The following is a 23,758-nucleotide window of genomic DNA, read 5'->3' on the forward strand; positions in this document are numbered from 1 at the left end:
CGGGATCCCCATGGAGGAAGATTTCTGCATGGGAGGATTCTATGTGAAAGGGTTCCTGCATGCGAAGAGGGCCAAGAGAAGACCAAAAGACTGCAAGCTGCAAGGAGGCAGAAGAAGACAAGGCGACCAAAAGGAATCAAAAAAGGCCCTGCGAAAACTGATTCGCAGGGTCTTGAGCGTATCCGCCGCTCCCCCTAGCTTGGAACTCCCACCGAAGTCGGACCGAAAACCAAGCTTAGAGAAGAAAGAGAAGGAAGCAAGCGGAATCGCTACTCGTTACTCGTTGTGGCCAACGGTGTGGACGTAGATGGAGTCGGTGGCGCCGGCCTCGGTAGCGGAAGGAGAGCAGGACACGACGACGACGGTATCGCCATCTGCCAGCTTGCCTTCGGCCTTGAGGGTATCGTCAGCCAGCTTCATCAGGTTTTCGCGGTTCAGGCCGTGATACTCCTTGCCCAGCTTGATGCCTTCAGTGCCCCAGCTCAGGCCAAGGAAGCACTTGGTGTGCTCATCGGTGGTCAAGCCGTAGATCGGGGCGGCAGGCCGTTCGGCGGAAATGCGGTGGACGGTGGCGCCGGTGGAGGTGAAGGCGACGATGGCCTTGACATCCAGCTTGGCGGCCAATTCCACGGCGGAGTGGGCCACGGCGGAGGAGACGGTGAACTTCTCGTCCTTGATGGCGGGGATGCGGTCATATCCATGATCGGTGGCGTAAGCGGAGATGCGGCTCATGCTTTCCACTGTGACCACGGGGTAATCGCCCACGGCGGTCTCGTTGGAGGTCATGGTGGCGTCGGCCCCATCGAGGACGGCGTTCGCGCAATCGGAGGCTTCGGCGCGGGTGGGAACCGGGCTGTGGACCATGGAGCCCAGGACCTCGGTGGCCACGATGACCGGCTTGCCGTAGGAACGGGAAAGCTCGATGCAACGCTTGGTAATCAGGGGGACCTCTTCGAAAGGCATTTCCACGGCCATATCGCCACGAGCGACCATGATGCCGTCGAAGGCCTTGACGATCTCTTCCAGGTTCTCCACGGCCTGGGGCTTCTCGATCTTGGCGACCACGGGGACGCGGCGGCCTTCCTCGTCCATGATCTGATGGGCGCGGTCGATGTCGGAAGCGAAACGGACGAAGGACATGGCGATCACGTCAGCCCCGGTCTGGATGCCCCAGCGCAGGTCCTCCTCGTCCTTAGGGGTCAAAGCAGGCAGGGAAACAGCCACGCCAGGCAGGTTGATGCCCTTGTGGGAGGAGACGGGTCCGGCCACGATGACCTTGGTGTGCACGTCATTGCCTTCGACTTTGGTGACCTCCAAGCGGACCTTGCCATCATCGATGAGGATGGGGTCCCCAGGATGGCAGTCGGCGGGCAGGCCCTTGAAAGTGGTGGAAACGCGGTCTTTGTTGCCGGTGATCTCATCGGTGGTGATGACGAACTCCTGGCCGGCCTCCAGCTGGACCTTGTCTTCGCCTTCGGCGTTCTTTTCGATCCAGCCGCAACGGATCTTCGGGCCCTGCAGATCGACAAGCACAGCCACATTCTTGCCGGCCAACTCGCCGGCCTTGCGAATGTTGTCGTAAATGGCCAGGTGCTCTTCGACCGTGCCATGAGAGCGGTTGATACGAGCCACGTTCATACCGGCCTTGACCAAATCGGTCAGGACTTCCAAGGATGAAGTGGCTGGTCCGATAGTATCAACAATCTTTGCTTTGCGCATGAATGCCTACCTATTTCTGTTTTCTGATAATGGAACGGGATCCCTATCCGGGGCCTCCCGTATTCACAACACCTTCAGTCTATAGGTAAGTTAAGACGCCTGACGGTGCCTTCTCCTCCCCCTTCCGCCTGCGCCAAAAGGCCGCGGACCACTTGATCTTGGCCGACGGGAGGCCTTGCGGCTCAAGGGGTTGGAGCACCCTCAGGCGGGATGGAAGAGAATCGGAAAATCCTGAAAGAGAAGGAGAAAGAGGAAAGAAAAAATCGAGGAAGCCGGAAGAAGAGACAGGAGAAATCCGCAGGGGAAAAGCGGGCCTTACTTGGTCCGCGTCTTTTGCATCTTCTTCATCTTGACCACGGAGGCGAGGGAAGCCAGTCCTAAGGAAAGAATGATCACCAAGAGAGAGGCCCAGGTGGGGATCTCCGGTATGGAGGCGGTCCCCTTGCCGCCGTTGATGAAAGGCAGGGTGTTCTCATGCAAGGCTTCCATGATCAGCTTGACGCCGATGAACCCCAGGACCACGGACAGGCCGATGGGCAGATAGACCAGCTTGTCCAAAAGTGAGCCCAGCAGGAAGTAAAGCCGCTGAAGCCCTAGGAGAGCGAAGCATTGCGTGGTGAAGACGATGAAAGGGTCGCGGGTCAGGCCGAAGATGGCGGGGATGGAGTCGAAGGCGAACATGACGTCCGTGGTCCCGATGGCGATGAAAACGACCAACATGGGGGTGAAATACTTGACCCCGTTCCTGACCACCCGCAGCTTCTCCCCCTCATACTCGTTGGTGATCTTCATGCCTTTTTTCAGGAAAGTGATGAGTTTGTTCTCCTGATAGTCATCCTCTTCATCCTTGCCTTTCAGCAGGGAGATGGCGGTAGAGATGAGGAAGGCCCCGAAGAGGAAGAAGACCCAGGTGAAACGGGTGATGATAGCCGAACCCAGGAGGATGAAGATGCCCCGCAAGATCAAGGCTATGGTGATGCCCACCGACAGGACGAACTTCTGCAGCTTCTTCGGTACGGCGAAGTTGGACATGATGATGACGAAGACGAAGAGGTTGTCCACACTGAGGGAATACTCGGTCAGCCAGCCCGAGTAGAACTCGATGGCGGGTTTGGCCCCGGCGAAATACCAGACCAGTCCCCCGAAGACCAAGGCCGCCGCCACGAAGAAACCGATATGCTGCAGACACTCCTTGGTGGAAGGCACATGAGGGCGTCTGCCGATGACGAAAAGGTCGACGATGAAGAAGACGGCCAGAACGACAAGGGTGACGATCATGAAGGCGAAGGGGGTTTCTGACATGCCCTCAGCTTATGGCATTACTCTGACTTCACCCCTCAGGCCTTGGTCATCTGTCTCAATTCCTTCTTCAAGTCCTGGACCTCGTCGCGCAGGCGGGCGGCCAGCTCGAATTGAAGCTGTTCGGCCGCGGTGTGCATCTGTTCGCTCAGCTGACGGATCAGATCGGCCAGGTCTTGGGCGGGCAGACCGGCCTCCATCAGCCTTTGCCGATTGCCGTCCATGGTCTTCCGGTCCAGATCGGGTACGCCCAGATGGGAGTTGCCGGCCTTGCCGGAGTTGCGGTAACCGGTTTCCAGCAAGGTCTCCGTGTCGATGTCCTCCTTGGCCAACATGTCGTTTACATCGGAGATCTTCTTGATCAGGGGCTGAGGGTCGATGCCATGCTCCTTGTTGTAAGCCATCTGGACTTCGCGGCGACGGTTGGTCTCATCGATGGCCTTGGCCATGGCCTCGGTCTCTTTATCGGCGTACATGATGACCGTCCCCTGCACGTTTCGAGCGGCCCGACCGATGGTCTGGATCAGGGAGCGGTAGGAACGCAGGAAGCCTTCCTTATCCGCGTCCAGGATGGCCACCAGGGAGACTTCGGGCAGGTCCAGGCCTTCGCGCAGGAGGTTGATGCCCACGATCACGTCGATCTTGCCTTCGCGCAGCTCCCGCAGGAGCTCCACCCGGCGCAGGGTGTCCACATCGGAATGAAGGTATTCCACTTTGATGTCCCTGTCCAGGAGGTAATCGGTCAGGTCTTCGGCCATCTTCTTGGTCAGGGTGGTGACCAGGACGCGCTCGTTCCTGGACACCCGGTCTTTGATCTCGCCTAAGAGGTCGTCGATCTGCCCATCCACCGGGCGGACCTCCACCTGGGGATCCAAAAGACCGGTCGGGCGGATGATCTGTTCCACCACCCCATCGGACAGACCGAGCTCGTAATCGCCCGGGGTGGCTGACAAGTAGACGGTCTGACCGATATGCTGCTGGAATTCCTCCCAGGTCAAAGGCCGGTTATCCATGGCGGAAGGCAGGCGGAAGCCATACTCCACCAAGGTCCGCTTGCGGGAGGCGTCCCCTTCGTACATGGCCCCGATCTGCGGGACCGTCTGATGGGACTCGTCGATGACAAGCAGGAAGTCATCAGGGAAAAAGTCCAGCAAAGTGTGGGGAGGGGTCCCGGGGGCGCGGCCGTCGAAGTGGCGGGAGTAGTTCTCCACGCCCGAACAGGTGCCGATCTGGGCCAGCATCTCCAAGTCGTAGGTGGTCCTCATCTGCAGGCGTTGGGCTTCCAAAAGCTTGCCCTGCTTCTTGAACTCAGCCACCCGCTCGTCCAGCTCCTCCTTGATGGTCTTCATGGCCCGGTTGAGGCGGTCGGGGCCGGCCACGTAATGGGTGGCGGGGAAAATGTGGATGTTGGTCACATGGTCGATAATCTCCCCGGTCAGAGGATGCAGGGTGCTGATCCGGTCGATCTCATCCCCGAAGAATTCGATGCGGATGGCCAGCTCTTCGTAGACCGGGATGATCTCCACCGTGTCCCCCCGGACGCGGAAAGTTCCCCGGGTGAAGGCCAAGTCATTGCGTTTGTACTGCATTTTGACGAAAGTGCGCAGGAGCTCGTCTCTGTTCAGCTCATCCCCCTCGTGGAGGAAAAGCATCTGGGAGGCATACTCTTCCGGCGTGCCCAGACCGTAGATGCAAGAGACGGTGGAGACCACGACCGTGTCCCTCCTAGTCAGGAGGTTGGCCGTGGCCGCATGCCGCAGCCTTTCCACATCATCGTTGATGGAGGAATCCTTCTCGATGAAGGTGTCCGTCTGGGGAACGTAGGCTTCGGGCTGGTAGTAATCGTAGTAGGAGACGAAGTAGGAGACGGCGTTGTCCGGCATGAGCTCGCGGAATTCGGCGCAGAGCTGGGCGGCCAGGGTCTTGTTGGGTTCCAGGATCAGGGTAGGCCTTTGCAGTTTTTCGATCAGCCAGGCGGTGGTGGCCGTCTTGCCCGTACCGGTGGCTCCCATGAGGACCACATCGCTTTCGCCGTTGTTGAGGCGTTCTGCCAGTTCTTCTATGGCCTGGGGCTGGTCACCGGAAGGCTGGTAAGGCGATTTGACGACAAAAGGCCTGTCCTCCCGCTCGATGATGCCATCCATCCCATCCATGATGCCTCCCCGGTTTATCCGCCAGTCCTTACCATTGTCCGCTTCCCAATGCGGCCTTATCCGATGATTATCTTACGAGCATAAAGACAGGAGCCGATCTACGGCCACATCCACCGCTTCCAGCATATCAGGCAGGGGTTGGGAGGAATCGATGATGACGTCCGCCAAGGCCCGGCGGCCGGTCTCGTCCGCCTGGGCCGAAATCCTGGCCTGAGCCGCCCCTTCGCTCATCCCCCTTTGCGCGACCATGCGGCTGATGCGCGTCTTTTCGGGCGCTTCCACCGACATGATATGGTCGAAAACCAGACCATGCCTTCGAGTCTGCTCCTCTTGCTCGACCAAGAGAGGGATGTCGTGGACCACGAGGGGGCAGCCGGATTCCTGGTAGCGAGCATCTTCATCAGCAGCCAAAGCGAAGACGGCCGGGTGGATGATCCCCTCCAAACGTCGCCGGTTGCTTTCGCGATCCGATCCTGCGAAAACCTTCGTGGCCATCCAGGCCCGGTCGAGGGAGCCGTCAGACCCCAAGGCTTGAGGGCCAAAGGCTTCGACGATACGGTCCAAGGCTGGGCTCCCCGGTTCGACGGCCTTCCGAGCGAGCAAGTCATAATCGATGACCGGGATCCCCCGCTCGGCCAGATGCTTGCTGACCGTGCTTTTGCCTGCGGCGATGCCGCCCGTCAACCCTAGTCGGATCATGAAAACCCTTTCACCGATAATCTCGATAGCCTTATGGCCTTCATATAAGTCCCATAAGCCCCGTGAGCTTTATAAGCCTCGTGAGCCCCATGCGAAAAACGAAAACAAAAATGAAAAAGAGGCGGGTCCGGTCTCCCGGATCCGCCCCTTTCCGTCTTACCGTACCAAAAGAATCAGTACTACAGGTAAGGTACCGCCGAAACTACTTGTTTTCGTTCAGCAGCTGCTCGCGCAGAGCGGCCAGCTGATCATCAGCAGCCAGGGTGCCTTCGGATTTGTCCGCGGAAGAATAAGAAGTGGCTTCTTCCTCGACTTTGGCTTCAGGCTCGGCCTGACCATCCTCGGCTGCGGAAGCGGCGGCGTTCTGGAGCTCCTTGGCCACGAAAGCCTTGTGCTCCTCCCACAGGTCATGAGCGGCGGCGTACTGGGATTCCCACTCTTCACGCTGCTTCTCATAGCCTTCGATCCATTCGTTGGTCTCGGGATCGAATCCTTCCGGATACTTGTAGTTGCCGTTCTCGTCATACTCGGCGGGCATGCCGTAGAGGGCCGGATCAAAGTCCTCGGAAGCGGGGTCAACGGAATCGTTGGCCTGCTTGAGGGACAGGGAGATGCGGCGACGGTCCAGATCCACATCGATCACCTTGACGAAGATGGTCTCGCCAGGCTTGACCACGGTCTCGGGGTTTTCCACGTGGCGGTTGGCCAGCTCGGAGATATGGATGAGGCCTTCGATGCCGTCATCAACGGAGACGAAGACACCGAACTGAACGATCTTGGTGACCTTGCCCCTGACGATCTGTCCAGGAACATGGGTGCGCGCGAAACGCTGCCACGGATCTTCCTGGGTGGCCTTGAGGGAGAGGGAGATGCGCTCGCGGTCGAGATCGACGTCGAGCACCTCCACGGTGACCTTGTCTCCGACCTTCACGACCTCGGATGGATGATCGATGTGCTTCCATGACAGCTCAGAAACATGGATCAGACCATCGACGCCGCCAAGATCGACGAAGGCGCCGAAGTTGACGATGGAGGAAATAGTACCTTCGCGGACCTGGCCCTTCTTCAACTGGGACAGGAAGGTCTCACGGACTTCGGACTGGGTCTCCTCCAGATACTCGCGGCGGGACAGGACCACGTTGTTGCGGTTCTTGTCAAGCTCGAGGATCTTGGCCTGGATCTTCTGGCCAATGTAAGGAGCCAAATCACGGACACGACGCATCTCGACCAGAGACGCGGGCAGGAAGCCACGCAGACCGATATCGACGATCAGACCGCCCTTGACGGCTTCGATGACGGTACCTTCGACCACGCCATCGGCTTCCTTGATCTTCTCCACATCGCCCCAGGCGCGTTCGTACTGAGCGCGCTTCTTGGAGAGGATGAGACGGCCTTCCTTGTCTTCCTTGGTCACGACCAGGGCTTCGATGGTGTCGCCGACTTCGACGACATCCTCAGGAGTCACGTCCTTCTTGATGGAGAGTTCTTTCGAAGGAATCACACCTTCGGTCTTGTAGCCGATGTCCAGGAGAACTTCGTCATGATCGATCTTGACGACAGTGCCCTCGACCAAGTCACCATCGTCGAAGTTCTTGATGGTGGAATCGACTGCCTTGATGAAGTCATCGACGGTGCCGATGTCGTTGATCGCCACCTTTTCGACTTCCGCTTTGTTATCTGTCATTGAATGATTTTCTGATAGTAAATGGATAATACTCGATTTTCTTTTATGCCGGGGAAGGATTACCCTTCCCCGGTTCTGCGCCCTGTGACGGACACAGTCAAGTATTCATGATACCGGAAACCATCTACCAAAGCCAAGGAAAAGGCCGGATGACCGGCGTCGGAGCCGGCGTCGGACCTTTGAGACCGCCAAAGGCGAGGGCGACCGGGGCGAAAGCCTCAGCGGACCTTGCGCTCGGCCATATCCACCACGTTGGATAGGAGCATGGCCCTGGTCATGGGACCCACCCCTCCCGGGTTGGGGCTGTAAGCGGAAACAAGCGGATAGCAAGCCGGGTCCACATCCCCTTGGATGCGCCAGCGGCCGGACTCCTCATCCCATACGCGGGAAACGCCCACGTCGATGAGGACGGTCCCTGGCTTGATCATGTCCGGACGGATGAAGTGGGCCTGGCCGATGGCCGAGATGATCACATCAGCCCGCCGGGTCTTGTCGGCGATGTCCCGGGTCTTGGAATGGCAGAGGGTGACGGTGGCGTCCACCCCCTTGGTGGTCAGCAGCATGCCCATGGTTCGCCCGATGGTGATCCCCCGGCCGAGGACGCACACGTCCTTCCCGGCCAAGTCCACCCCGTAGTCGTCCAAAAGGGTGAGGATACCCCGGGGGGTGCAAGGCATGGGGACGTCGTCGATGCCTGTGGTGTGCAGGACCAGGCGCCCCAGATTGTAAGGATGCATGCCGTCGGCGTCTTTGGCCGGATTGACGTGGTCGATGATGGCGTCGGGGTCCATGGACTGGGGTAAAGGCAGCTGGACGATGAATCCCGTGCAGGCGGGGTCGCTGTTGAGCCTTTCGATGGCTTCGATCACCTGGCCGGCCGAAGCGGTTTCAGGAAGGTCCAGACGCAAGGATCTGATTCCGATCTCCTTACAATCCTTATGCTTTCCGGCCACGTATTTGACCGAGCCCGGGTCTTGCCCAACCAGGAGGGTGGCCAGGCCCGGTTCATAGCCCTGGGCGTTCACCTTCAGCACGCGAGCGCGCAGATCATCCTTGATTTTGGCGGCCGTAGCTTTCCCATCCAGCACCAGCGGCATAGCATTCCTTTCACCCCAAGGGAATAGTCCCCTTCATCATATCCAGACACTCAGGCATTTGCATTTATCCTGGGGGCAGAGGAGAATAGCTGTGGGATGATATTGCGACATTTTAACAACAAGGTTACCGTCATCATTCTGTAGAAAAGAGTGCACCTATGCGCGCCACTATCATCAAGACCAGTCAGAAGAATCATCATCGTTTTTCTTCTTCGCTTCTGATGGCTCTTGCCATTATTATGACCACTGCCATGCTTTTGACGACAGCAGGTTGCGGAGCTCCTCGTTCAGACAAGAGTCCGACGCAAGGCAAAACAAATCAGTCCCAGCCGATCTCCGTGGTCGCCTCCATCAATCAGTGGGGGATCCTGGCTCAGGAGTTGGGCGGAGACCAGGTGAAAGTCACATCGATCCTGAAGAACACCAAGGTCGATGCTCATGAGTTCTCCCCTACTTCAGCGGATTTGGCTACTATTTCCCAGGCGGAACTCCTGCTGGCGAATGGAGCCGGCTACGACTCCTGGGCGACCAAGTCGACCAGCAAATCCGTGACCACGGTCAACGCCGCCTCCACTATCGGAGCCGAAGAAGGGGACAACCCTCATCTTTGGTTCTCCTCCGAGGTCCGCAACAAGATGGCTGTCGCCATCCGCGACGCTTACATCAATGCCCGCCCTGCGAAAAAGGCCACTTTCACCAGGCTCTACAAGGCATGGTCGCAGAAGGAATCCTCTTTGGACAAGAAGCTCAAGGCCTTCGCCAAAGATCATAAGGACCGCCCCTATGCGGCCACAGAATCCGTGGCCTACTATCTGCTGGCCGACATGGGCATGAAGGACGCGACTCCTCAGGCTTATGGCCGCGCCATCCAAAACGAATCGGAGCCTTCGGCAAACGATTTGTCTGACTTCCAATCCCTGATTGAGAAAAAGAAAATCGATTTCCTGGTCACTAACCCCCAGGAGGCCTCCGACGCCAGTAATCTTCTGATGGGTACCGCAGGCAAGTCCGGGGTCCCCACCGTGGAGATCACCGAGCAGGTTCCTGACAAATATAAGACGCAAACCGATTGGATTGGCGACTTGGTGAACGCCATCTCCCGGAAGATGTCCACCGCTGACGGCACGGATTCCACGGCTCCCAGCCAGTCCAGCGATAATAAGTCCTGAAAATAAATCCTGTTTGCAATAAGACAGGGTTTAAGATGAGGGGAGGATAAGCCTGCAGGCCCCTCCCCTTTTCCTTGATAAATTGATAATCCTGACACTGAATCGATAATCGATCGATATTCGCGCTAGAGAAGGCTCTATGACCCCTATGACCGACCAAGCTTGTATCCGTTTCACCGGAGCCGCCATACGCCGCGGCGACCGCCTTATCTGGTCCCAAGGCGATTTCTCCATCCCCAGCGGCTCCGTCACCGCTATCGTCGGGACCAATGGAGCTGGGAAAACCACCATGATTGCTGTGGAGCTCGGGCTTCTGCGCCTATCCGAGGGATCGGTAGAAGTCCTAGGCAAATCTGCCGGTGCAGCAAATAAAAGCATCGGTTACGTCCCCCAGAACTACGAAGCAGTTGGGGACAGCAACATAACCGTGACCGAGTCCGTCCTCCTTGGCTTGACCGGGACTTCCTTCGGTTGGCATTACACCAGCAAGAAGCAGAAGGCCAAAGCGGCGGAAGTCGTTGATTTCGTCGGTCTGCATGATTACGCCTTCGCCCGGCTGTCCGACCTTTCCGGTGGCCAAAGGCAACGAGCGGCCATCGCCCAGGCCCTGGTCGGAGATCCTGAGCTTCTGCTGCTGGACGAACCCTTGGCCAACCTGGACATGGCCAGCCAGTCCTCCTTGGTCGACCTTCTGGCCAAGCTCAACCATCAGGAAGGCATCACCATCCAAGTGGTCTCCCACGATCTCAACATGCTCCTGCCCATCCTGACCGGAGCCGTTTACCTTCTGGACGGGCACCCCCATTACTCCCCCATCGACGGGGTCTTGAACTCAGACCTTCTGACCCATCTGTACGGGACGAAGGTGGAGGTGATCACCACGCCCCAAGGCGACATGTTCGTCACCCATGACAGCGACCTGGAACCGGCCTCCCGAACCTATCACGACATCCATCAGACCAGCGAGGCGGCGACTTTCCACACCAATCCTTCCTGCAAGAATTCTCAAAACCAGAGGTGATCCCGCTATGATTACTTTCTTCCAGTACAGTCCTTTATGGCTGCAGACCTTACAGGCCCCCTTCATGAAGCACGCTTTTCTGGCCGGCTTGCTCATCGCCATCGCGGCAGGGGTCATGGGCTATTTCACTATCTGCCGGCAATCCGCCTTTGCCGCCCATGCCCTGGCCCACATCGGCCTTCCGGGAGCCACTTTAGCCGTGCTTTTGGGCCTCCCCATCTCTATCGGCATGGGGGCCTTCGCTTTGGGCGGCGGCCTGGCCATCGGCGCCTTAGGAAAGAAGGCCAGCCAGAGGGAAATCGCTACAGGGACCGTTTTGGCCTTCGCCACCGGCTTGGGGTTCTACTTCGCCCGCATGACCTCCCAAGCCACGCAACAGCTGCAGAACATCCTTTTCGGGTCCATCCTGACCATCACGGAAGACCAGCTTCTGGGCTTCGCCATCTTCGATCTCTTCCTGGTCCTGGTCATCAGCCTGATCTTCCATCCCCTGCTTTTCTCCTCAATCGACGAGCAGGTCGCCCGAGCCAAAGGCGTGCCCATCTCCCTGATGAACGTGCTTTTCATGGCCCTTATGGCCGGGGTCATCACCGTCGCCGTACCTGCGGTCGGAACCTTGCTCATCTTCGCCTTGGTCATTACTCCGGCTTCCACGGCTTGTATGATGACCAAGTCCCCCTTCCGAGTCATCGTCGTTTCGACCTTTCTCTGCTTGGTTTGTATTTGGTTGGGTTTGATTGTATCCACCATGTTGAATCTGCCGCCCAGCTTCGTCATCGTCACTTTCAGCACGCTGTTATGGCTGCTGACACGTCTGATTTCCGGGCGAAAGAGCTAGACTTCCTCTGACGAATGGCGAAGACGTGAAGATGGCGGAAGAGAAGCCTGCTCCTCACTATGCCCTCAGCGCTAATGAAACGGAAGAATGAAACGGAAGAACTGCTTCAACGAGACCAGCGGCTGTCCGAATTCGAGAAAGCAGCCAGTCCAAAGGAAAGAAGGAAGATTCTTTCCCCGATCCAGCTCCTCATCGTCTTTTATCTGCATCGGGCTCGTTATCTTCATCGGAATAAAGGTAAACCAGACCATTCAAGAAAGAAAAGCCTTCCAAGCGGAAATGGTCCGGATAGTCCACTCAGACAAAAATATGAAAATCATTAAAAAACACCACTAAACTGGGGCGCTTATGCATTGACCTCTCGCAGGTTCATCAAATCCTATCAGATAGATGACTCCACCATCAAGCACAACCCCATGGGAGGAATTGATTACTCTTTAGTAATCAATGATGCCAAAAACTACACAATGGATATGGGCATAGTCCTTTCACAAGGTTCAATCGGGCACATGATAGGCAGTGGATCCCCATCAGTAGAACTTATGGTCAAGTTGCATGACGTATACGGAGACAACGCGACTCCACAGGTCAGAGAATGGGTTAAGAGCGAAATCGAGGACGACGGTCCAAAATGGAGGGAAAAATTCATAATCCCAGGTTTAATGATCTTTTCTACTAAATAAGCAAATCAGCTGATCTCTGTAAATCGATAGTAACTAATTAGGTAAGCTCTCCGTAAGTCTAAGTTTATTATTTCTCAATTAAATTTTAGTTTCTTTTATAATCAATCTTTTAGAAAGTGATATTGATGAAGTCTTATATCTTTAATGACCGCCAAAGAACGCTAATTGCTCATGAAGAATATAATGGAAAAAAATTATTATCAGAAAAAGCATGTCACCATTAAAGACGGTACAGAGATAAGCGAAACTGTTGACGTAGTCCATGATCCCGTTACAGGTCCTGATGCTGTGGCAATTAAACAAGGCAAGACAGTACGTATCCTTTTCCAAGGATCAAAGCAGATTTTTTTCTGATTGGGTTGCGAACGATTTTGTAGAAGGATCAGATTTACTCGGATTAGGCATACCTGTTAGATCGGCATACATACCACTGTTTAACCGGTTTAAACAATCTTCTTCCTTCCTCAAAAAGGAAATGGCAAAGTATCCAGATTGCAAATTCGAAGTTTACGGTCACTCATTAGGCTCTATGGACGGACAATATGCCGTGTCATCACTCGACGATGATGAAGCCAAACGTTTAAGCGGTGCATGGGTTTATGAAGGGCCGAATATTTACGAAAACCTTACCGACGCACAGAGGAAAAGAGCAAAATCCTACCAAGGACGTGTTCATAACTATGTTGACCAAAAAGATCTTGTCCCCTTCGGATACCCAGATAAGAAGGTCATGGCTTATTCATCTGACCAGGCTATTGATCCCGACATGGGCAACACAGTCTACGTTTATGAAGATTCTCCTTACGTGGGAAGTCTATACCGCATTGACTCGAAAAAAGCAAAGGGTAATAATCTCCTCTCACAAAAAAATCAACCAGCACATGTGGGGTGGATATTTCTTTACCAAAGATGGAACGCTTGTCCTTCAACCGAAATCTACTTTACGAAATGAGAAGAAAGCCCTCAAAGCTTTGTCCAGTAAGATCTCTCATTGGTCAAATTCATCACACGGCGCAACCAGCGGGCAGAAATTATTCGTCGAAGTCGAGCAGACATGTATCGTCATCAGCTCCGTTAACAATCTCGTTGATTCAATGGAATTTGATTTAAAGAGAGCAAAGGCATCTATGGAAACCGATGAATACGACTCGCAAGAAATGGAAGGAAACCGTGGAAGAAAGGGCTTCCGCTTGCGCGACCGACATTAAAAAGAGCACTGATTCAATGAACAACTCATTGAAAGGTACATTCGGCAATGCGGTGCAATCCGCCTATTCCAAGAACCAGCAGGCTCCGAAAAAAGCAATCACTTAATCGATAGGCGAGAAGCGACTAGGCAACGAGACGGCTAGGCAACGCGGCAACCGCTACGCGAACGCAGATCCCTGCCGCTTGGTCGCTCGCCGCCGGCGCCATCAAGCCTAGTCTTCCGACTCGGAAGCAGGGTCTTCTTTATCCTCTTTTTTGCTATCTTTATCGTCCTTCGATGCCTTCTTGGCCTCTTTCGCCGCCTTCTTGGCTGCGGCCTTTTCGGCCTTCTCCTCTTCCTCCAGGCGGAAAAGGGTCTGGTAGGCGGCCTCTTCAGGAGCCTGGGCATGATGCTTCTCATCCCCGGGTTCGGGATCCTGATAACCGAGATTGACGTCAAGCAGCCTCTGGGCCTCCTCGTCGTCGATCTTCTCGCTGAGGGCGATCTCCGAGGTCAGGATGTTGCGGGCCTTGGACAGCATGCGCTTCTCCCCGGCCGAAAGACCATGCTCGTCATCGTCGCGCTGGGAAAGGTCGCGGACCACTTCCGCGATTTTATTGACGTCCCCGGTGGCGATTTTCTCCACATTCAACTTATAACGGCGAGACCAATTGGTCTTTTCCTCCACGATGGGGGTCCGCAGGATCTCGAAGACCTTGGCCACGGCCACCCCATTGACCACTTCGCGCACGCCGACCTTATCCACGGCGTCGGCGGGGACGCTGATTTCCAGACCATCGGAGGACAGGACGGTCAGGCGCAGATAAATCCTGGTGACCCCGCGCAGGGTCCGCTCGGTGATCTCCTCGATGCGGGCAGCTCCATGACGTGGGTATACGACAGTGTCACCAACTTTATATTCCATATATAAACACCCTTCGCGTAAAGTCAACTTGTCTATTATGCTCTGGGGCACGGACAGGAAGTCTAGGAAAATCAGAGCTTCCAGGAACACTCTGATTAGCTTTATTCCGATTTTCGTTTACAATGGGAGATGTTATATTTTGGAGCAAAGGATAGGAGCAACGATGCCAATCCCCGTTTCGCATTCCGTTTTAGACCAGGTTTCGAACGGCGTTTATTACAATCCGCATGAGGTGCTCGGGGTTCATCTGGACGACTCTCGAGAGGAAGAAGGAAAGAAGACCGGACCTGTGGCGACCGTGCGTGTGCTGCGCCCCCTCGCCGCCACCGTGACCATCATCACCGAGAAGGGCGAATACGAAGCGACCCATGAGTGGAATGGGGTCTTCGTGGCCGACCTTCCTGCCGTGGCCGACGGCGATTCCTGGACCGTCCCCGACTACCGGGTGCGCACCGAGTACGAGGATGGAGAGACCAACCTGCAGGACGACCCCTACCGCTACCTGCCTACCGTGGGTGAGCTTGACACCTACCTCTTCAACGAAGGCCGCCATGAGCGCCTCTGGGAAGTCTTGGGCGCTCATGTGCGCACTTACGTGGACCCCATGGGAGATCCTGATGGGTCGTCCGACAACTCCGTCACCGGAACCTCCTTCGCCGTGTGGGCGCCGAACGCCCATGCCGTGCGCGTGGTCGGCGATTTCGACGGTTGGGGCGGACGCCAATACGCCATGCGGGAACTGGGTTCCAGCGGCGTCTGGGAGATCTTCATCCCCGGTATCCATGCCGGCGAGCGTTACAAGTACGAAATCCTCAACGCCAACAACGAGTGGAAGCAAAAGGCCGACCCCATGGAGAGGTATCATCAGATTCCTCCGGAGACGGCCTCCATCGTGACCGACTCCCACTACGAGTGGAAAGACAACGAATGGATGCGGTCCCGCGCCTTGAAGAACCCCCATCTGGGTCCGGTCAGCGTGTACGAAGTGCACGCCGGCAGCTGGAAGCGTGGGGAAAGCTACCGCCAGTTGGCTGATGACTTGGTCGCCTACGTGAAGGATATGGGCTTCACCCATGTGGAGTTCATGCCTTTGGCCGAGCATCCTTTCGAAGGCTCGTGGGGTTACCAAGTGACCGGCTATTACGCGCCTGACTCCCGCCACGGCCAGCCTGACGACCTGCGTTATCTGATCGACCGCTGCCACCAGGAAGGCATCGGGGTCATCATGGACTGGGTCCCCGCCCATTTCCCCAAGGATGACTTCGCTCTAGCCCGTTTTGATGGCACCCCCTTGTATGAGGACCCGGACCCTCTGCGCGGGGAGCATCCCGACTGGGGCACTTACATCTTCAACTTCGGCCGTAACGAGGTGCGTAACTTCTTGGTCGCCAACGCCTCCTACTGGCTGAGCGAATTCCATGTGGACAGCCTGCGCGTGGACGCCGTCTCCTCCATGCTTTACCTGGATTACAGCCGCGAGAACGGCCAATGGCGTCCCAACAAGTACGGCGGCAACGAAAACCTGGAGGCCATCTCCTTCCTGCAGGAAACCACCGCCACCTCCTACCGCAACAACCCCGGCATCATGATGATCGCCGAGGAATCCACCTCCTGGCAAGGGGTCACCGCCCCCACCGATTCCGGCGGCCTGGGCTTCGGCCTCAAGTGGAACATGGGTTGGATGCACGACACCTTGGATTACCTGAGCAAGCATCCTCTGGACCGCAAGTGGCATCACAACGAAATCACTTTCTCCATGGTCTACGCCTATTCCGAGCACTACATCCTGCCCATCTCCCATGATGAGGTCGTCCATGGAAAGGGTTCCCTCATCGGCCGCATGCCTGGGGACGACTGGCAGCGTTTCGCCGGCGTGCGCGCCCTCTTCGCCTATCAGTGGACTCATCCAGGAAAGAACCTCACCTTCATGGGCAATGAGATGGCCCAATTCGGCGAATGGAACGAGAAGTGGAGCATCGATTGGGATTGCCTCAACTGGGAGGACCATCGCGGGGTCCAACGCCTGGTCCGCGACCTGAACGACCTCTACAAGAGCCATTCCCAGCTCTGGGAGCTTGATTTCGAGCCGGAAGGCTTCCAATGGTTGACCAGCGACGACGCCGATTACAACACCCTCAGCTATATGAGGCTCAACAAGGCCGGTAAGCCTTTGGTCGTGGTCGTCAACTTCTCCGGATCCGCCTGGCAAAGCTACCGGGTCCCCCTGTCCCAAGGCGGGAAGTGGAAGGAGATCTTCACCACCGATGACGCCAAGTACGGCGGTTCGGACATCCACAATGAGGATATCCAGGTGGTCGACGGCGAATTCCATGGCCGTAACTGGTCCACTTACCTGACCATCCCCGCCTTGGGGGCGATCATCCTGGAGCCGGAAGACTAAGCCGCTGAGAAGCGGGGCCTCGTCTGCCTTCATCCTGATAGACGACGGCGGACCGACCATATGAAAAGCCCGGCGGGTGGCCTTCGACCATTCCCGGGCTTTTCCGTGGATCACGGCCGACCTGGACCTAAAGGAAAGTGGAGGAAGTGGAAGGAAAATGTGAAGGGCCTCTTGTACTATGGTCAGTATTGTCGATATTGATGAGGATATGAAAACATTATGATCAACGCTACTTCAGGAAGAACCGGTCAGTTCTCCATTCTCGTTGTTGAAGACGAACCCACCCTTGCGACCGCCATCGGCCAACGATTGGCGTCGGAAGGCTGGAGCACCCGAATCGCCGGTGATGGGGCCAGCGCCGTCCAGCTAGCCGCCACCTATAGGCCCGATCTGATCATCATGGACATCATGCTCCCCGTCATGGATGGCCTGGAGGCCACCAAACGCATCGTGACCATGCGCCCCGTGCCCATCCTCATGCTGACCGCCCGCGACGACGAAACCGATAAGGTCATCGGTCTGGGCGCCGGAGCCGACGATTACATGACCAAGCCTTTCTCCATGCGCGAGCTGGTCGCCCGCTGCAAGGCCCTGCTGCGCCGGGTGGAAAGGGCCAAGGTCATCGCCAAGAACTCTGAGAACGAGAAGGTCCTGGAATTCCACGGCCTCACCATCGATCCCGCCCAAAGGCTGGTCGTCCTGCGCGGGGAAGAGATCCATCTGACCCCCACCGAGTTCGACCTCCTGGCCACTTTGGCCCGCAAGCCCAAGCAGGTCCTGACCCGCGAGAAGCTCCTGGAAGAGGTCTGGGACTGGGTGGACGCTTCCGGCACCCGTACGGTGGATTCCCACGTGAAGGCCTTGCGCCACAAGCTCGGCTCGGAGATGATCCGGACCGTGCACGGCGTCGGTTACGCCTTCGAGCCCCCTGAGGCTTAGTCGTGTCAGAGAACCGTCGCTCCCCCTCCTCCGAACCTTCCTATTCCCCTGATTCCCCCCGTTCTTCCGCTTCCTCCGACGACCCTTCCGCCGCATCCACCTACGACTCCTTGCGCATCGTGGGCGCGAAAGCGACCTCCCGATTCCGTCTCCCGCGCACATCCTCATCGGCCCCGCATCATACGGCCCCTCACGGCTTATACAGCAAGGCCGCGTACGACATCTACAGCTCCGACAAGCAGGCCGGAGGGCGGGGTGGCAAACGGGCCGGAGCGCACCCGAAGACGCAACCCATAAGGCGGAACGAAAGCCCCTCATCGCAGACGCCATCCGGCTCCCCCTCCCGGGAAAGGTCCTTCCTCAGCCGCCCCATCGGGATTTTCACCTCCCTCAAAATGGAGCTGGGGGCCATCATCACCATGGCGACCGCCGTAGCCTTCCTCATGTCCTGGTTCCTGCTGCGTTATCATCTGAGCGGCTGGATCGCCATGCCCCTGACCTTGGTGGTGGCCCTGGGAATCACCTACGTCTTCTCCCGTGGCCTGGTCTCCCCTCTAGGCGAGATCCGGGACGCGGCGGAACAGATGCAGGAAGGGCATTATCAGGTCCGCGTCAATAAGGCCTTGTCCAGCCGGGATGAAATCGGCCAGCTGGCCCGCTCCTTCAACGCCATGGCCGAGGAGTTGGAGCACGCCGACCAGATGCGGCGGGACCTCATCGCCAACGTGAGCCATGAGCTGCGCACCCCGGTGTCCGCCTTGCAGGCCCAGGTGGAGAACATGGCCGACGGCGTGGTGGAGCCGACCCCCGCCAACTTGGAAAGCATCCTCAACCAGACCCACCGGCTCAGCGACCTCATCGCCTTCCTCCTAGACATGTCCCGGGTGGAAGCCGGGGCCGCCAGCCTGGAGATCAGCACTTTTAACGTCAAGGATTTCATCGACGACGTGGTGCAGCCTTTGGAGATAGCCGACGGCGGTCACGGCCACATCATCAACGTGCGCGTGCCGGCCAACATCACCATGGAAGGCGACCAGGACCGCCTGCGTCAGCTTTACACCAACATCATCTCCAACGCCCTCAAACATTCGGCCGACGAGACTTCCATCCTGGTCGAGGTCAACGAGGACATCCCCCATGGGACCATCGTTTCGAACATCGTCAACTTCGGTTCTCAGATCCCCCAAGAGGCCCGTTCCGACATCTTCCGTCGTTACGTGAAAGGCCAAGGGAGCAGACCGGGGACCAGTTCCGGAGGGACCGGCCTGGGCCTGTCCATCGCCCGATGGGCCGCCCAGCTGCATTCGGGGACGGTCCGGGTGGTCGATGACGCCCGCGGGGCCAACTTCGAGATCATCCTGCCCAAATACCATATCGAGGATGATGAGGACTAAGCGGAAGGCTTGATTTTCCGCGTGTGTTGCGGGCCCCTTTTCTGTCGCATTCACCTGTCATAATAATCGAACAAATGTTCGAAAGAGGTGATTGCCATGCTAATACCAAAGGCGTTGGAAGCTGTGCATGCCGGATTTCCCTCGGTGGCGCAGGATTATTTCGATGGGGATTTTTCCTTCGACGAGAACGTCATCATTCACCCCGACACCACCTTCATCGTCACCGTGGCCGGTGACTCCATGCAGGGGGCAGGGATTTTCGACGGGGACCTCCTCATCGTCGACCGTTCCTTGCCCGCCCAGGAAAACGATGTGGTCATCGCCGCCATCGATGGGGAGCTGACGGTCAAAAGGCTGGTCATCGACCAGGAGGGGAATCCCGTTCTCCACCCGGAGAACCCCTCCTACCCCGACATCCATCTTTATTGGGAGGCGGATGCGCTCATCTGGGGCGTGGTCCTCGGGAATTTCCATTGGCAAAGGGCTCAAACGGAAAGACCGGTGAAGTGAACCATGACCGCCGCCTCCGTCGTTCTCGCCGATGCTAATAGTTTCTTCGCCTCCTGCGAGCGCGTCTTCCATCCCGACCTTCAAGGCAAACCCATCGTCGTGCTTTCCAACAATGACGGCTGCGTGGTGGCGCGCAGCGCCGAAGCGAAACGTTTAGGGGTCCCGATGGGGGCTCCTTGGTTCAAGATCAAGGAGAAGGCCAGGCGCTTGGGAGTGGTCGCCCGCAGCTCCAATTACGAGCTGTACGCCAGCCTGTCCACCCGTATGATGTCCATCATGACGGATTTCCTCCCCGGGCAGGAGGTCTACTCGATCGATGAAAGCTTCCTGACCAGCCCTTATGACGATGCGACCACCAGGGAAATCTGTCTGGCCATGAAAGAGGCGATCTTCAAGAGGATCGGCGTACCGGTGTCCATTGGCATCGCCCCGACCAAGACCTTGGCCAAGGTGGTTAACCATTGGTCCAAAGACCATCCTGACACCCAGGGAGTCCTTTCCTGGAGCCAGGTGGACCCCTCCATCCTAGAGCAAGTGCCGGTGACCGCCCTTTGGGGGGTGGGCCGCCGGCTGGGCCCCCAGCTCATCAGTCAGGGGATTCTGACGGCCGCGGACCTGGCCCGGGCCGATACCGTCGCCATGAGACGGCGCTTCTCCTTGCCTCTGGAGAGGACGATCCTGGAGCTTCGCGGCACCCCCTGCATTGTGGAGGATGACGAGGGGGACGCCAACCACGGAATCCGGCGGGAGCAAATCCTTTGTTCCCGCATGTTCTCCCACCCCATCCAAGGCTACGAGACCCTTTGCCAGGCGGTGAGCGTCTACGCCCAAAAAGCGACCCGGCGGCTGAAACGTCAAGGCAGCCTGTGCTGCCTGGTCAGCGTTTTCTGTTCCACCAGCCGTTTCCGGGAACAGGAACGCTCCCGGGTTTGGTCCACGCAGACGCTGGACTCCCCCAGCGACAGTCCCTTGGTCATTTCCAAAGCCGCCTGTCAAGCCATTCACGGCCGCATCAACCCCCATGCCCCCTATAACCGGGCGGGAGTGGTCCTCCAAGGATTGACGGACGCCGATTCCTTCATCACCCTGGATGGGCTTGAAGCCCACCGGGATGACCAAGGGCTGGGAGAAATCCTAGAATCGGCCATCACCCGCTTCGGGCCCATGACGGTCGGCATCGGTTATGGGGGTATCCGCGGAAAAGGGTTGAAATCCAACGATACCGGAGCCGACTGGTCCATGAAAAGGCAAATGCTGTCCGAACGATCGACCACCCGGTGGAAGGAGATGCCCGTCGTCAAAGCGAAGTAGGAAAACAAAGTGGGAAAACGTCTTAGGGCCAAGGAAGGCCTAAAAATCGAAGAAAACAAAAAACACGGAAGCAAGAAAGAGCCTAGGGAATCTAGGGAATAGGGACGAAAGCCTATCGCGCCCATTACGGCATTACGACTCCCACACCGATTGCGACTATCACATCTATATCAACTCCCGCACCTATGTCGATTACCGCGCTTACCGCGGCTCCCGCTCATCCGGGACCGTGCTGAGGGTCAGGCAGGCGAGGAGTTCCCCGCCCGCCTCTTCCAAGGCCTGATGGCAGGTGCGTAGGGTGGAACCAGTGGTCATGATGTCATCCACGAGAACCAAAGGGCGGCCACGCAAGCGCTCGGGATGGCTGACCACCACATGCCCCCGCAAGCGGGAGGAACGGTCCCTGCGATCGCTCTTTTCCACCGCCTTACGCAGTGACCCCCGAATGGTCAAGGCCGGCTCCCAATCCGCCCTGATTCCCACCCGCCCGCAGGCGGACACTAGGGATTCGCATAAAGGATGCACCTGCCACCGGCCACGTTTGTAAAACGACTCTTTGCGGGAAGGGGTCGGCAGGAAGCAAAGACCATTCAGACGAGTCCGGAAGACAGGGTCCAGCCCGGCCAGGTAGCGGTAAAGGAGAATCCGCATGAAACGGCCGAAAGGTCCATCCAATTCGACATCCCCATGGTCCTTCCACGCCAGAATCGTCTGTCTGACCAGCCCCTGGTAAAGACTGCAGGAATGGACCTGGAGAGAAGGCCCTCCCGAAAGCGAGTGGTCATACAGGTTCCGGGAAAGGAAAAGGGAGAAGGCGGCCGAGCAGGCAGGGCACAAGATCCGGTCCGCCCTCCCACAGCCCGGACAGCAGCGCGGGAAAAGGAGGAACCTCATGTCGGAAAGGAATTCGGAAGTCATATGCCCAGCGTAAAGGGCGGAAGTGGAGTCATCAATCGGAAAAGGGGCATGTGGTCGAATGTGTGCCGATTCCGGTTTTATCCACAGTTGACCACCGAGTGAAACGACTTATCCACATCTGCCTATCGCCACACTTTCGCGCCCAAGGCAGAAAGACAGGGCAGGGCCCCATGCTGAAAACGGCCAGAGGGTTTTCGACGGAGACTTCCGAATACGATTGAAATTAGCGGCCTAATTCCCTTAAGAGGCGGGAGATGAAACGAGCCGTATCTTGAGGCCCGGCCACTTCAATGGCGTAGGTGCCCGCCTTCGCCGCCGGATAATCATTGCCTTCGGGGGTCATCCTGTCCCCCAAGAAGACGATTTGTTTCAAAGGGCAGGAGAAAGTCTGGGCGAGTTCGCGGACGGCATAGGATTTATCGACCCCTTTGACGGAAATATCCACGCTGGTCGCCCCGCCAGCCCGCACGGTCAACTCGGGCAGATCGGCCTGGATGGCCTGGGCCAAGGCCTGCCGACGCGAACCATCAGGGTCCCAAGCCTCTTTGGCGTCCACGGGGGCCTGCTGCCCTAAGGCAGAAAAGGTGATTTGGGACCCCCGGTCATCAATCCTTTCCCCCCAAACGCGGTCCTGAGGATACCAGAACCCCAGTTCCTGGGCCCTGCGCCGCACGGAAGCCAAGGCATGCTCCCGGTCTTGGGGATCGATGTTGATTTCATATTGGCAGACCCAACCCGCCCCATTCCAACTATAGTACCGGGTCCCGGTCGTCGGCATCAGGTGGAGGCGGGAAAGGTCGGCTGAGGAGGAGATCATCGAAAGGATTTGGCTATCGATCAGGTCCCATCGGCCCCCAGAGATGATGGCGACCGGGAAAGAATAGGTGAGTTTGCTCAAAAGTTCGGCGTCTTCCCTCTTCATCGGCATCTTGGACCGGGCCAAGGTCCCGTCCAAGTCGAAGGCGATAAGCGTGGCCCGGCTCGCGATATAGTGATAATCCGCGGTCTGCCAATGAGGAAGATCCATGCTGCCAACCTTTCTTTTCCTACGATTCCCGACTTGTTCTGCCTTTTCATTATGCCATGGCGGCTTGTCAGAGTGGCTCGTCAGGGCATGAAGGCAGGGCATGAAGGTGGCGGCTTATCGGAAGAGCGAAGACGGGTCGATAGGACGACAGGGCGACAGGAAGACAATAAAAGGGAGAGGCAGAAAGGATTAGGCAGTAACCGAGTGGTGAGAGCCATGCAATGGGAGCCAGCCAGTAAGGACGAAAAGCTAAAGTAGAGCTATGAGCGACATCCCTTGGGAAAAAAGAAGATATCGGGACCGGCACGGCCGAGGGGCCAGACGCCCTCCTTTCGGCCTGCGGTTGCCCCACTATCGGACGGCGGCCGGGACCTTCGACGCCCTTTTCGCCGCGCAGCTGCGGCGCCTGTCCCGGGGATGGCCGGACCTGATCGCCAACACCCAGTTCGCCGTGGAGGACGTTCCCCCTTCCGATCCTTTGCCTTGGGAAGAGAGAATCGCCCCCCTGTCGGCGTCTTATCCAGCCGAGCATGGGCAGGCCGCCCGCATCGTGCTTTACCGTCTGCCAATCCAGATGGCCGCGCACAGTCGATGGGAGTTGGAATTCGTCATGCACGACGAAATTGTCCGCCAACTCGCCCAGTTGACGGGGAGGAATCCCGAAGACATCGACCCTCGCTGATCAGACCGATTCGCGCGAATCAAGTCGATCCATACGGATTGGAGTCATGCCTGGCAATCAAGAATTAGAGCCATGACTAGAGTCCTGCCTTAAAACCAGC

The 23,758-nt window shown here is 57.4% G+C and carries 21 protein-coding genes and 1 pseudogene; 13 read left to right on the forward strand and 9 right to left on the reverse strand.

The features are described 5' to 3' along the window. Positions 1 to 276: 276 nt before the first annotated feature. From pyk to PSDT_RS04765, 6 genes are all read right to left on the reverse strand, one after another. Complete coding sequence (gene pyk / locus PSDT_RS04740; protein ID WP_006289079.1) at positions 277 to 1,719, reverse strand: pyruvate kinase; 1,443 nt, start codon at positions 1,717 to 1,719, stop codon at positions 277 to 279. Between the two features lie 315 nt (positions 1,720 to 2,034). After that, positions 2,035 to 3,021 (reverse strand): TerC family protein, encoded by a 987-nt coding sequence (locus tag PSDT_RS04745; RefSeq protein ID WP_006289078.1) that lies wholly within the window; start codon positions 3,019 to 3,021, stop codon positions 2,035 to 2,037. Between the two features lie 35 nt (positions 3,022 to 3,056). Further along, a complete protein-coding gene (gene uvrB, locus PSDT_RS04750) occupies positions 3,057 to 5,171 on the reverse strand; it encodes an excinuclease ABC subunit UvrB (protein ID WP_006289077.1) in 2,115 nt (704 codons plus the stop codon). 72 nt (positions 5,172 to 5,243) lie between these two features. Then, entirely contained in the window at positions 5,244 to 5,870 is a 627-nt protein-coding gene (gene coaE / locus PSDT_RS04755; RefSeq protein WP_006289076.1) for a dephospho-CoA kinase, read from the reverse strand. A 202-nt stretch (positions 5,871 to 6,072) separates the two neighbouring features. Further along, positions 6,073 to 7,554 carry a 30S ribosomal protein S1 gene (rpsA, locus tag PSDT_RS04760; RefSeq protein WP_006289075.1) on the reverse strand — a complete coding sequence of 494 codons (1,482 nt, stop codon included), beginning with the start codon at positions 7,552 to 7,554 and terminating at the stop codon, positions 6,073 to 6,075. A 218-nt stretch (positions 7,555 to 7,772) separates the two neighbouring features. After that, on the reverse strand, positions 7,773 to 8,651 hold the full coding sequence (locus tag PSDT_RS04765) for a bifunctional methylenetetrahydrofolate dehydrogenase/methenyltetrahydrofolate cyclohydrolase (RefSeq protein ID WP_006289074.1): 879 nt from the start codon (positions 8,649 to 8,651) through the stop codon (positions 7,773 to 7,775). A gap of 239 nt (positions 8,652 to 8,890) precedes the next feature. On the opposite strand from PSDT_RS04765, the gene PSDT_RS04770 reads away from it, so the two are divergent. From PSDT_RS04770 to PSDT_RS08350, 7 genes and pseudogenes are all read left to right on the forward strand, one after another. Continuing rightward, the gene (locus tag PSDT_RS04770; protein WP_231859820.1) at positions 8,891 to 9,820 is read left to right on the forward strand and encodes a metal ABC transporter solute-binding protein, Zn/Mn family; all 930 of its coding nucleotides are present in this window, start codon (positions 8,891 to 8,893) and stop codon (positions 9,818 to 9,820) included. Positions 9,821 to 9,959: 139 nt separating this feature from the next. Continuing rightward, on the forward strand, positions 9,960 to 10,841 hold the full coding sequence (locus PSDT_RS04775; RefSeq protein ID WP_006289072.1) for a metal ABC transporter ATP-binding protein: 882 nt from the start codon (positions 9,960 to 9,962) through the stop codon (positions 10,839 to 10,841). A gap of 7 nt (positions 10,842 to 10,848) precedes the next feature. Beyond that, positions 10,849 to 11,679 carry a metal ABC transporter permease gene (locus PSDT_RS04780; protein ID WP_006289071.1) on the forward strand — a complete coding sequence of 277 codons (831 nt, stop codon included), beginning with the start codon at positions 10,849 to 10,851 and terminating at the stop codon, positions 11,677 to 11,679. A gap of 350 nt (positions 11,680 to 12,029) precedes the next feature. Then, positions 12,030 to 12,362: pseudogene (locus tag PSDT_RS04790) on the forward strand (DUF1310 family protein); the annotation flags it as partial. A 183-nt stretch (positions 12,363 to 12,545) separates the two neighbouring features. Continuing rightward, positions 12,546 to 12,716, forward strand: a complete 171-nt coding sequence (locus tag PSDT_RS08585) for a hypothetical protein (protein WP_223293555.1) — start codon at positions 12,546 to 12,548, stop codon at positions 12,714 to 12,716. Between the two features lie 121 nt (positions 12,717 to 12,837). Then, entirely contained in the window at positions 12,838 to 13,314 is a 477-nt protein-coding gene (locus PSDT_RS08105; RefSeq protein WP_081442125.1) for a DUF2974 domain-containing protein, read from the forward strand. Between the two features lie 185 nt (positions 13,315 to 13,499). After that, positions 13,500 to 13,676 (forward strand): hypothetical protein, encoded by a 177-nt coding sequence (locus tag PSDT_RS08350; RefSeq protein ID WP_006289070.1) that lies wholly within the window; start codon positions 13,500 to 13,502, stop codon positions 13,674 to 13,676. 107 nt (positions 13,677 to 13,783) lie between these two features. Here the strand turns inward: PSDT_RS08350 and PSDT_RS04800 are convergent, their stop codons facing one another. Then, a complete protein-coding gene (locus PSDT_RS04800) occupies positions 13,784 to 14,476 on the reverse strand; it encodes a CarD family transcriptional regulator (RefSeq protein WP_006289069.1) in 693 nt (230 codons plus the stop codon). Positions 14,477 to 14,639: 163 nt separating this feature from the next. Here PSDT_RS04800 and glgB point away from each other — a divergent pair, with 163 nt between their 5' ends. From glgB to PSDT_RS04825, 5 genes are all read left to right on the forward strand, one after another. After that, positions 14,640 to 16,877: a 1,4-alpha-glucan branching protein GlgB gene (glgB, locus tag PSDT_RS04805; RefSeq protein ID WP_006290343.1), complete on the forward strand. Its 2,238-nt coding sequence runs from the start codon at positions 14,640 to 14,642 to the stop codon at positions 16,875 to 16,877. Between the two features lie 219 nt (positions 16,878 to 17,096). Further along, positions 17,097 to 17,816 (forward strand): response regulator transcription factor, encoded by a 720-nt coding sequence (locus PSDT_RS04810; RefSeq protein WP_006289067.1) that lies wholly within the window; start codon positions 17,097 to 17,099, stop codon positions 17,814 to 17,816. A gap of 110 nt (positions 17,817 to 17,926) precedes the next feature. Beyond that, the gene (locus tag PSDT_RS04815; protein WP_006289066.1) at positions 17,927 to 19,210 is read left to right on the forward strand and encodes a HAMP domain-containing histidine kinase; all 1,284 of its coding nucleotides are present in this window, start codon (positions 17,927 to 17,929) and stop codon (positions 19,208 to 19,210) included. A 96-nt stretch (positions 19,211 to 19,306) separates the two neighbouring features. Continuing rightward, positions 19,307 to 19,720, forward strand: coding sequence for a LexA family protein (locus PSDT_RS04820; RefSeq protein WP_006290341.1), 414 nt, complete (start codon positions 19,307 to 19,309; stop codon positions 19,718 to 19,720). 3 nt (positions 19,721 to 19,723) lie between these two features. Beyond that, complete coding sequence (locus tag PSDT_RS04825; RefSeq protein WP_006289064.1) at positions 19,724 to 21,031, forward strand: Y-family DNA polymerase; 1,308 nt, start codon at positions 19,724 to 19,726, stop codon at positions 21,029 to 21,031. A gap of 201 nt (positions 21,032 to 21,232) precedes the next feature. Here PSDT_RS04825 and PSDT_RS04830 read toward each other — a convergent pair whose 3' ends face one another. Then, a complete protein-coding gene (locus tag PSDT_RS04830) occupies positions 21,233 to 21,949 on the reverse strand; it encodes a ComF family protein (RefSeq protein WP_006290340.1) in 717 nt (238 codons plus the stop codon). Between the two features lie 223 nt (positions 21,950 to 22,172). Further along, positions 22,173 to 22,976, reverse strand: coding sequence for an HAD-IIB family hydrolase (locus PSDT_RS04835; RefSeq protein ID WP_006289062.1), 804 nt, complete (start codon positions 22,974 to 22,976; stop codon positions 22,173 to 22,175). 262 nt (positions 22,977 to 23,238) lie between these two features. Between PSDT_RS04835 and PSDT_RS04840 the strand changes: the two genes are divergently transcribed. Continuing rightward, positions 23,239 to 23,658, forward strand: coding sequence for a metallopeptidase family protein (locus PSDT_RS04840; RefSeq protein WP_006289061.1), 420 nt, complete (start codon positions 23,239 to 23,241; stop codon positions 23,656 to 23,658). Positions 23,659 to 23,758: the final 100 nt, after the last annotated feature.

The sequence above is a fragment of the Parascardovia denticolens DSM 10105 = JCM 12538 genome (genome assembly GCF_001042675.1).
Taxonomy (GTDB): Bacteria; Actinomycetota; Actinomycetes; order Actinomycetales; family Bifidobacteriaceae; genus Scardovia; species Scardovia denticolens.

Excerpts from the sequence above, each read along its gene's own strand:
- pyk (WP_006289079.1), bottom strand. The coding sequence starts at position 1,719 with ATGCGCAAAGCAAAGATTGTTGATACTATCGGACCAGCCACTTCATCC.
- PSDT_RS04745 (WP_006289078.1), bottom strand. The coding sequence starts at position 3,021 with ATGTCAGAAACCCCCTTCGCCTTCATGATCGTCACCCTTGTCGTTCTG.
- uvrB (WP_006289077.1), bottom strand. The coding sequence starts at position 5,171 with ATGGATGGGATGGATGGCATCATCGAGCGGGAGGACAGGCCTTTTGTC.
- coaE (WP_006289076.1), bottom strand. The coding sequence starts at position 5,870 with ATGATCCGACTAGGGTTGACGGGCGGCATCGCCGCAGGCAAAAGCACG.
- rpsA (WP_006289075.1), bottom strand. The coding sequence starts at position 7,554 with ATGACAGATAACAAAGCGGAAGTCGAAAAGGTGGCGATCAACGACATC.
- PSDT_RS04765 (WP_006289074.1), bottom strand. The coding sequence starts at position 8,651 with ATGCCGCTGGTGCTGGATGGGAAAGCTACGGCCGCCAAAATCAAGGAT.
- PSDT_RS04770 (WP_231859820.1), top strand. The coding sequence starts at position 8,891 with ATGACCACTGCCATGCTTTTGACGACAGCAGGTTGCGGAGCTCCTCGT.
- PSDT_RS04775 (WP_006289072.1), top strand. The coding sequence starts at position 9,960 with ATGACCCCTATGACCGACCAAGCTTGTATCCGTTTCACCGGAGCCGCC.
- PSDT_RS04780 (WP_006289071.1), top strand. The coding sequence starts at position 10,849 with ATGATTACTTTCTTCCAGTACAGTCCTTTATGGCTGCAGACCTTACAG.
- PSDT_RS08585 (WP_223293555.1), top strand. The coding sequence starts at position 12,546 with ATGGAAAAAAATTATTATCAGAAAAAGCATGTCACCATTAAAGACGGT.
- PSDT_RS08105 (WP_081442125.1), top strand. The coding sequence starts at position 12,838 with ATGGCAAAGTATCCAGATTGCAAATTCGAAGTTTACGGTCACTCATTA.
- PSDT_RS08350 (WP_006289070.1), top strand. The coding sequence starts at position 13,500 with ATGAATACGACTCGCAAGAAATGGAAGGAAACCGTGGAAGAAAGGGCT.
- PSDT_RS04800 (WP_006289069.1), bottom strand. The coding sequence starts at position 14,476 with ATGGAATATAAAGTTGGTGACACTGTCGTATACCCACGTCATGGAGCT.
- glgB (WP_006290343.1), top strand. The coding sequence starts at position 14,640 with ATGCCAATCCCCGTTTCGCATTCCGTTTTAGACCAGGTTTCGAACGGC.
- PSDT_RS04810 (WP_006289067.1), top strand. The coding sequence starts at position 17,097 with ATGATCAACGCTACTTCAGGAAGAACCGGTCAGTTCTCCATTCTCGTT.
- PSDT_RS04820 (WP_006290341.1), top strand. The coding sequence starts at position 19,307 with ATGCTAATACCAAAGGCGTTGGAAGCTGTGCATGCCGGATTTCCCTCG.
- PSDT_RS04825 (WP_006289064.1), top strand. The coding sequence starts at position 19,724 with ATGACCGCCGCCTCCGTCGTTCTCGCCGATGCTAATAGTTTCTTCGCC.
- PSDT_RS04830 (WP_006290340.1), bottom strand. The coding sequence starts at position 21,949 with ATGACTTCCGAATTCCTTTCCGACATGAGGTTCCTCCTTTTCCCGCGC.
- PSDT_RS04835 (WP_006289062.1), bottom strand. The coding sequence starts at position 22,976 with ATGGATCTTCCTCATTGGCAGACCGCGGATTATCACTATATCGCGAGC.
- PSDT_RS04840 (WP_006289061.1), top strand. The coding sequence starts at position 23,239 with ATGAGCGACATCCCTTGGGAAAAAAGAAGATATCGGGACCGGCACGGC.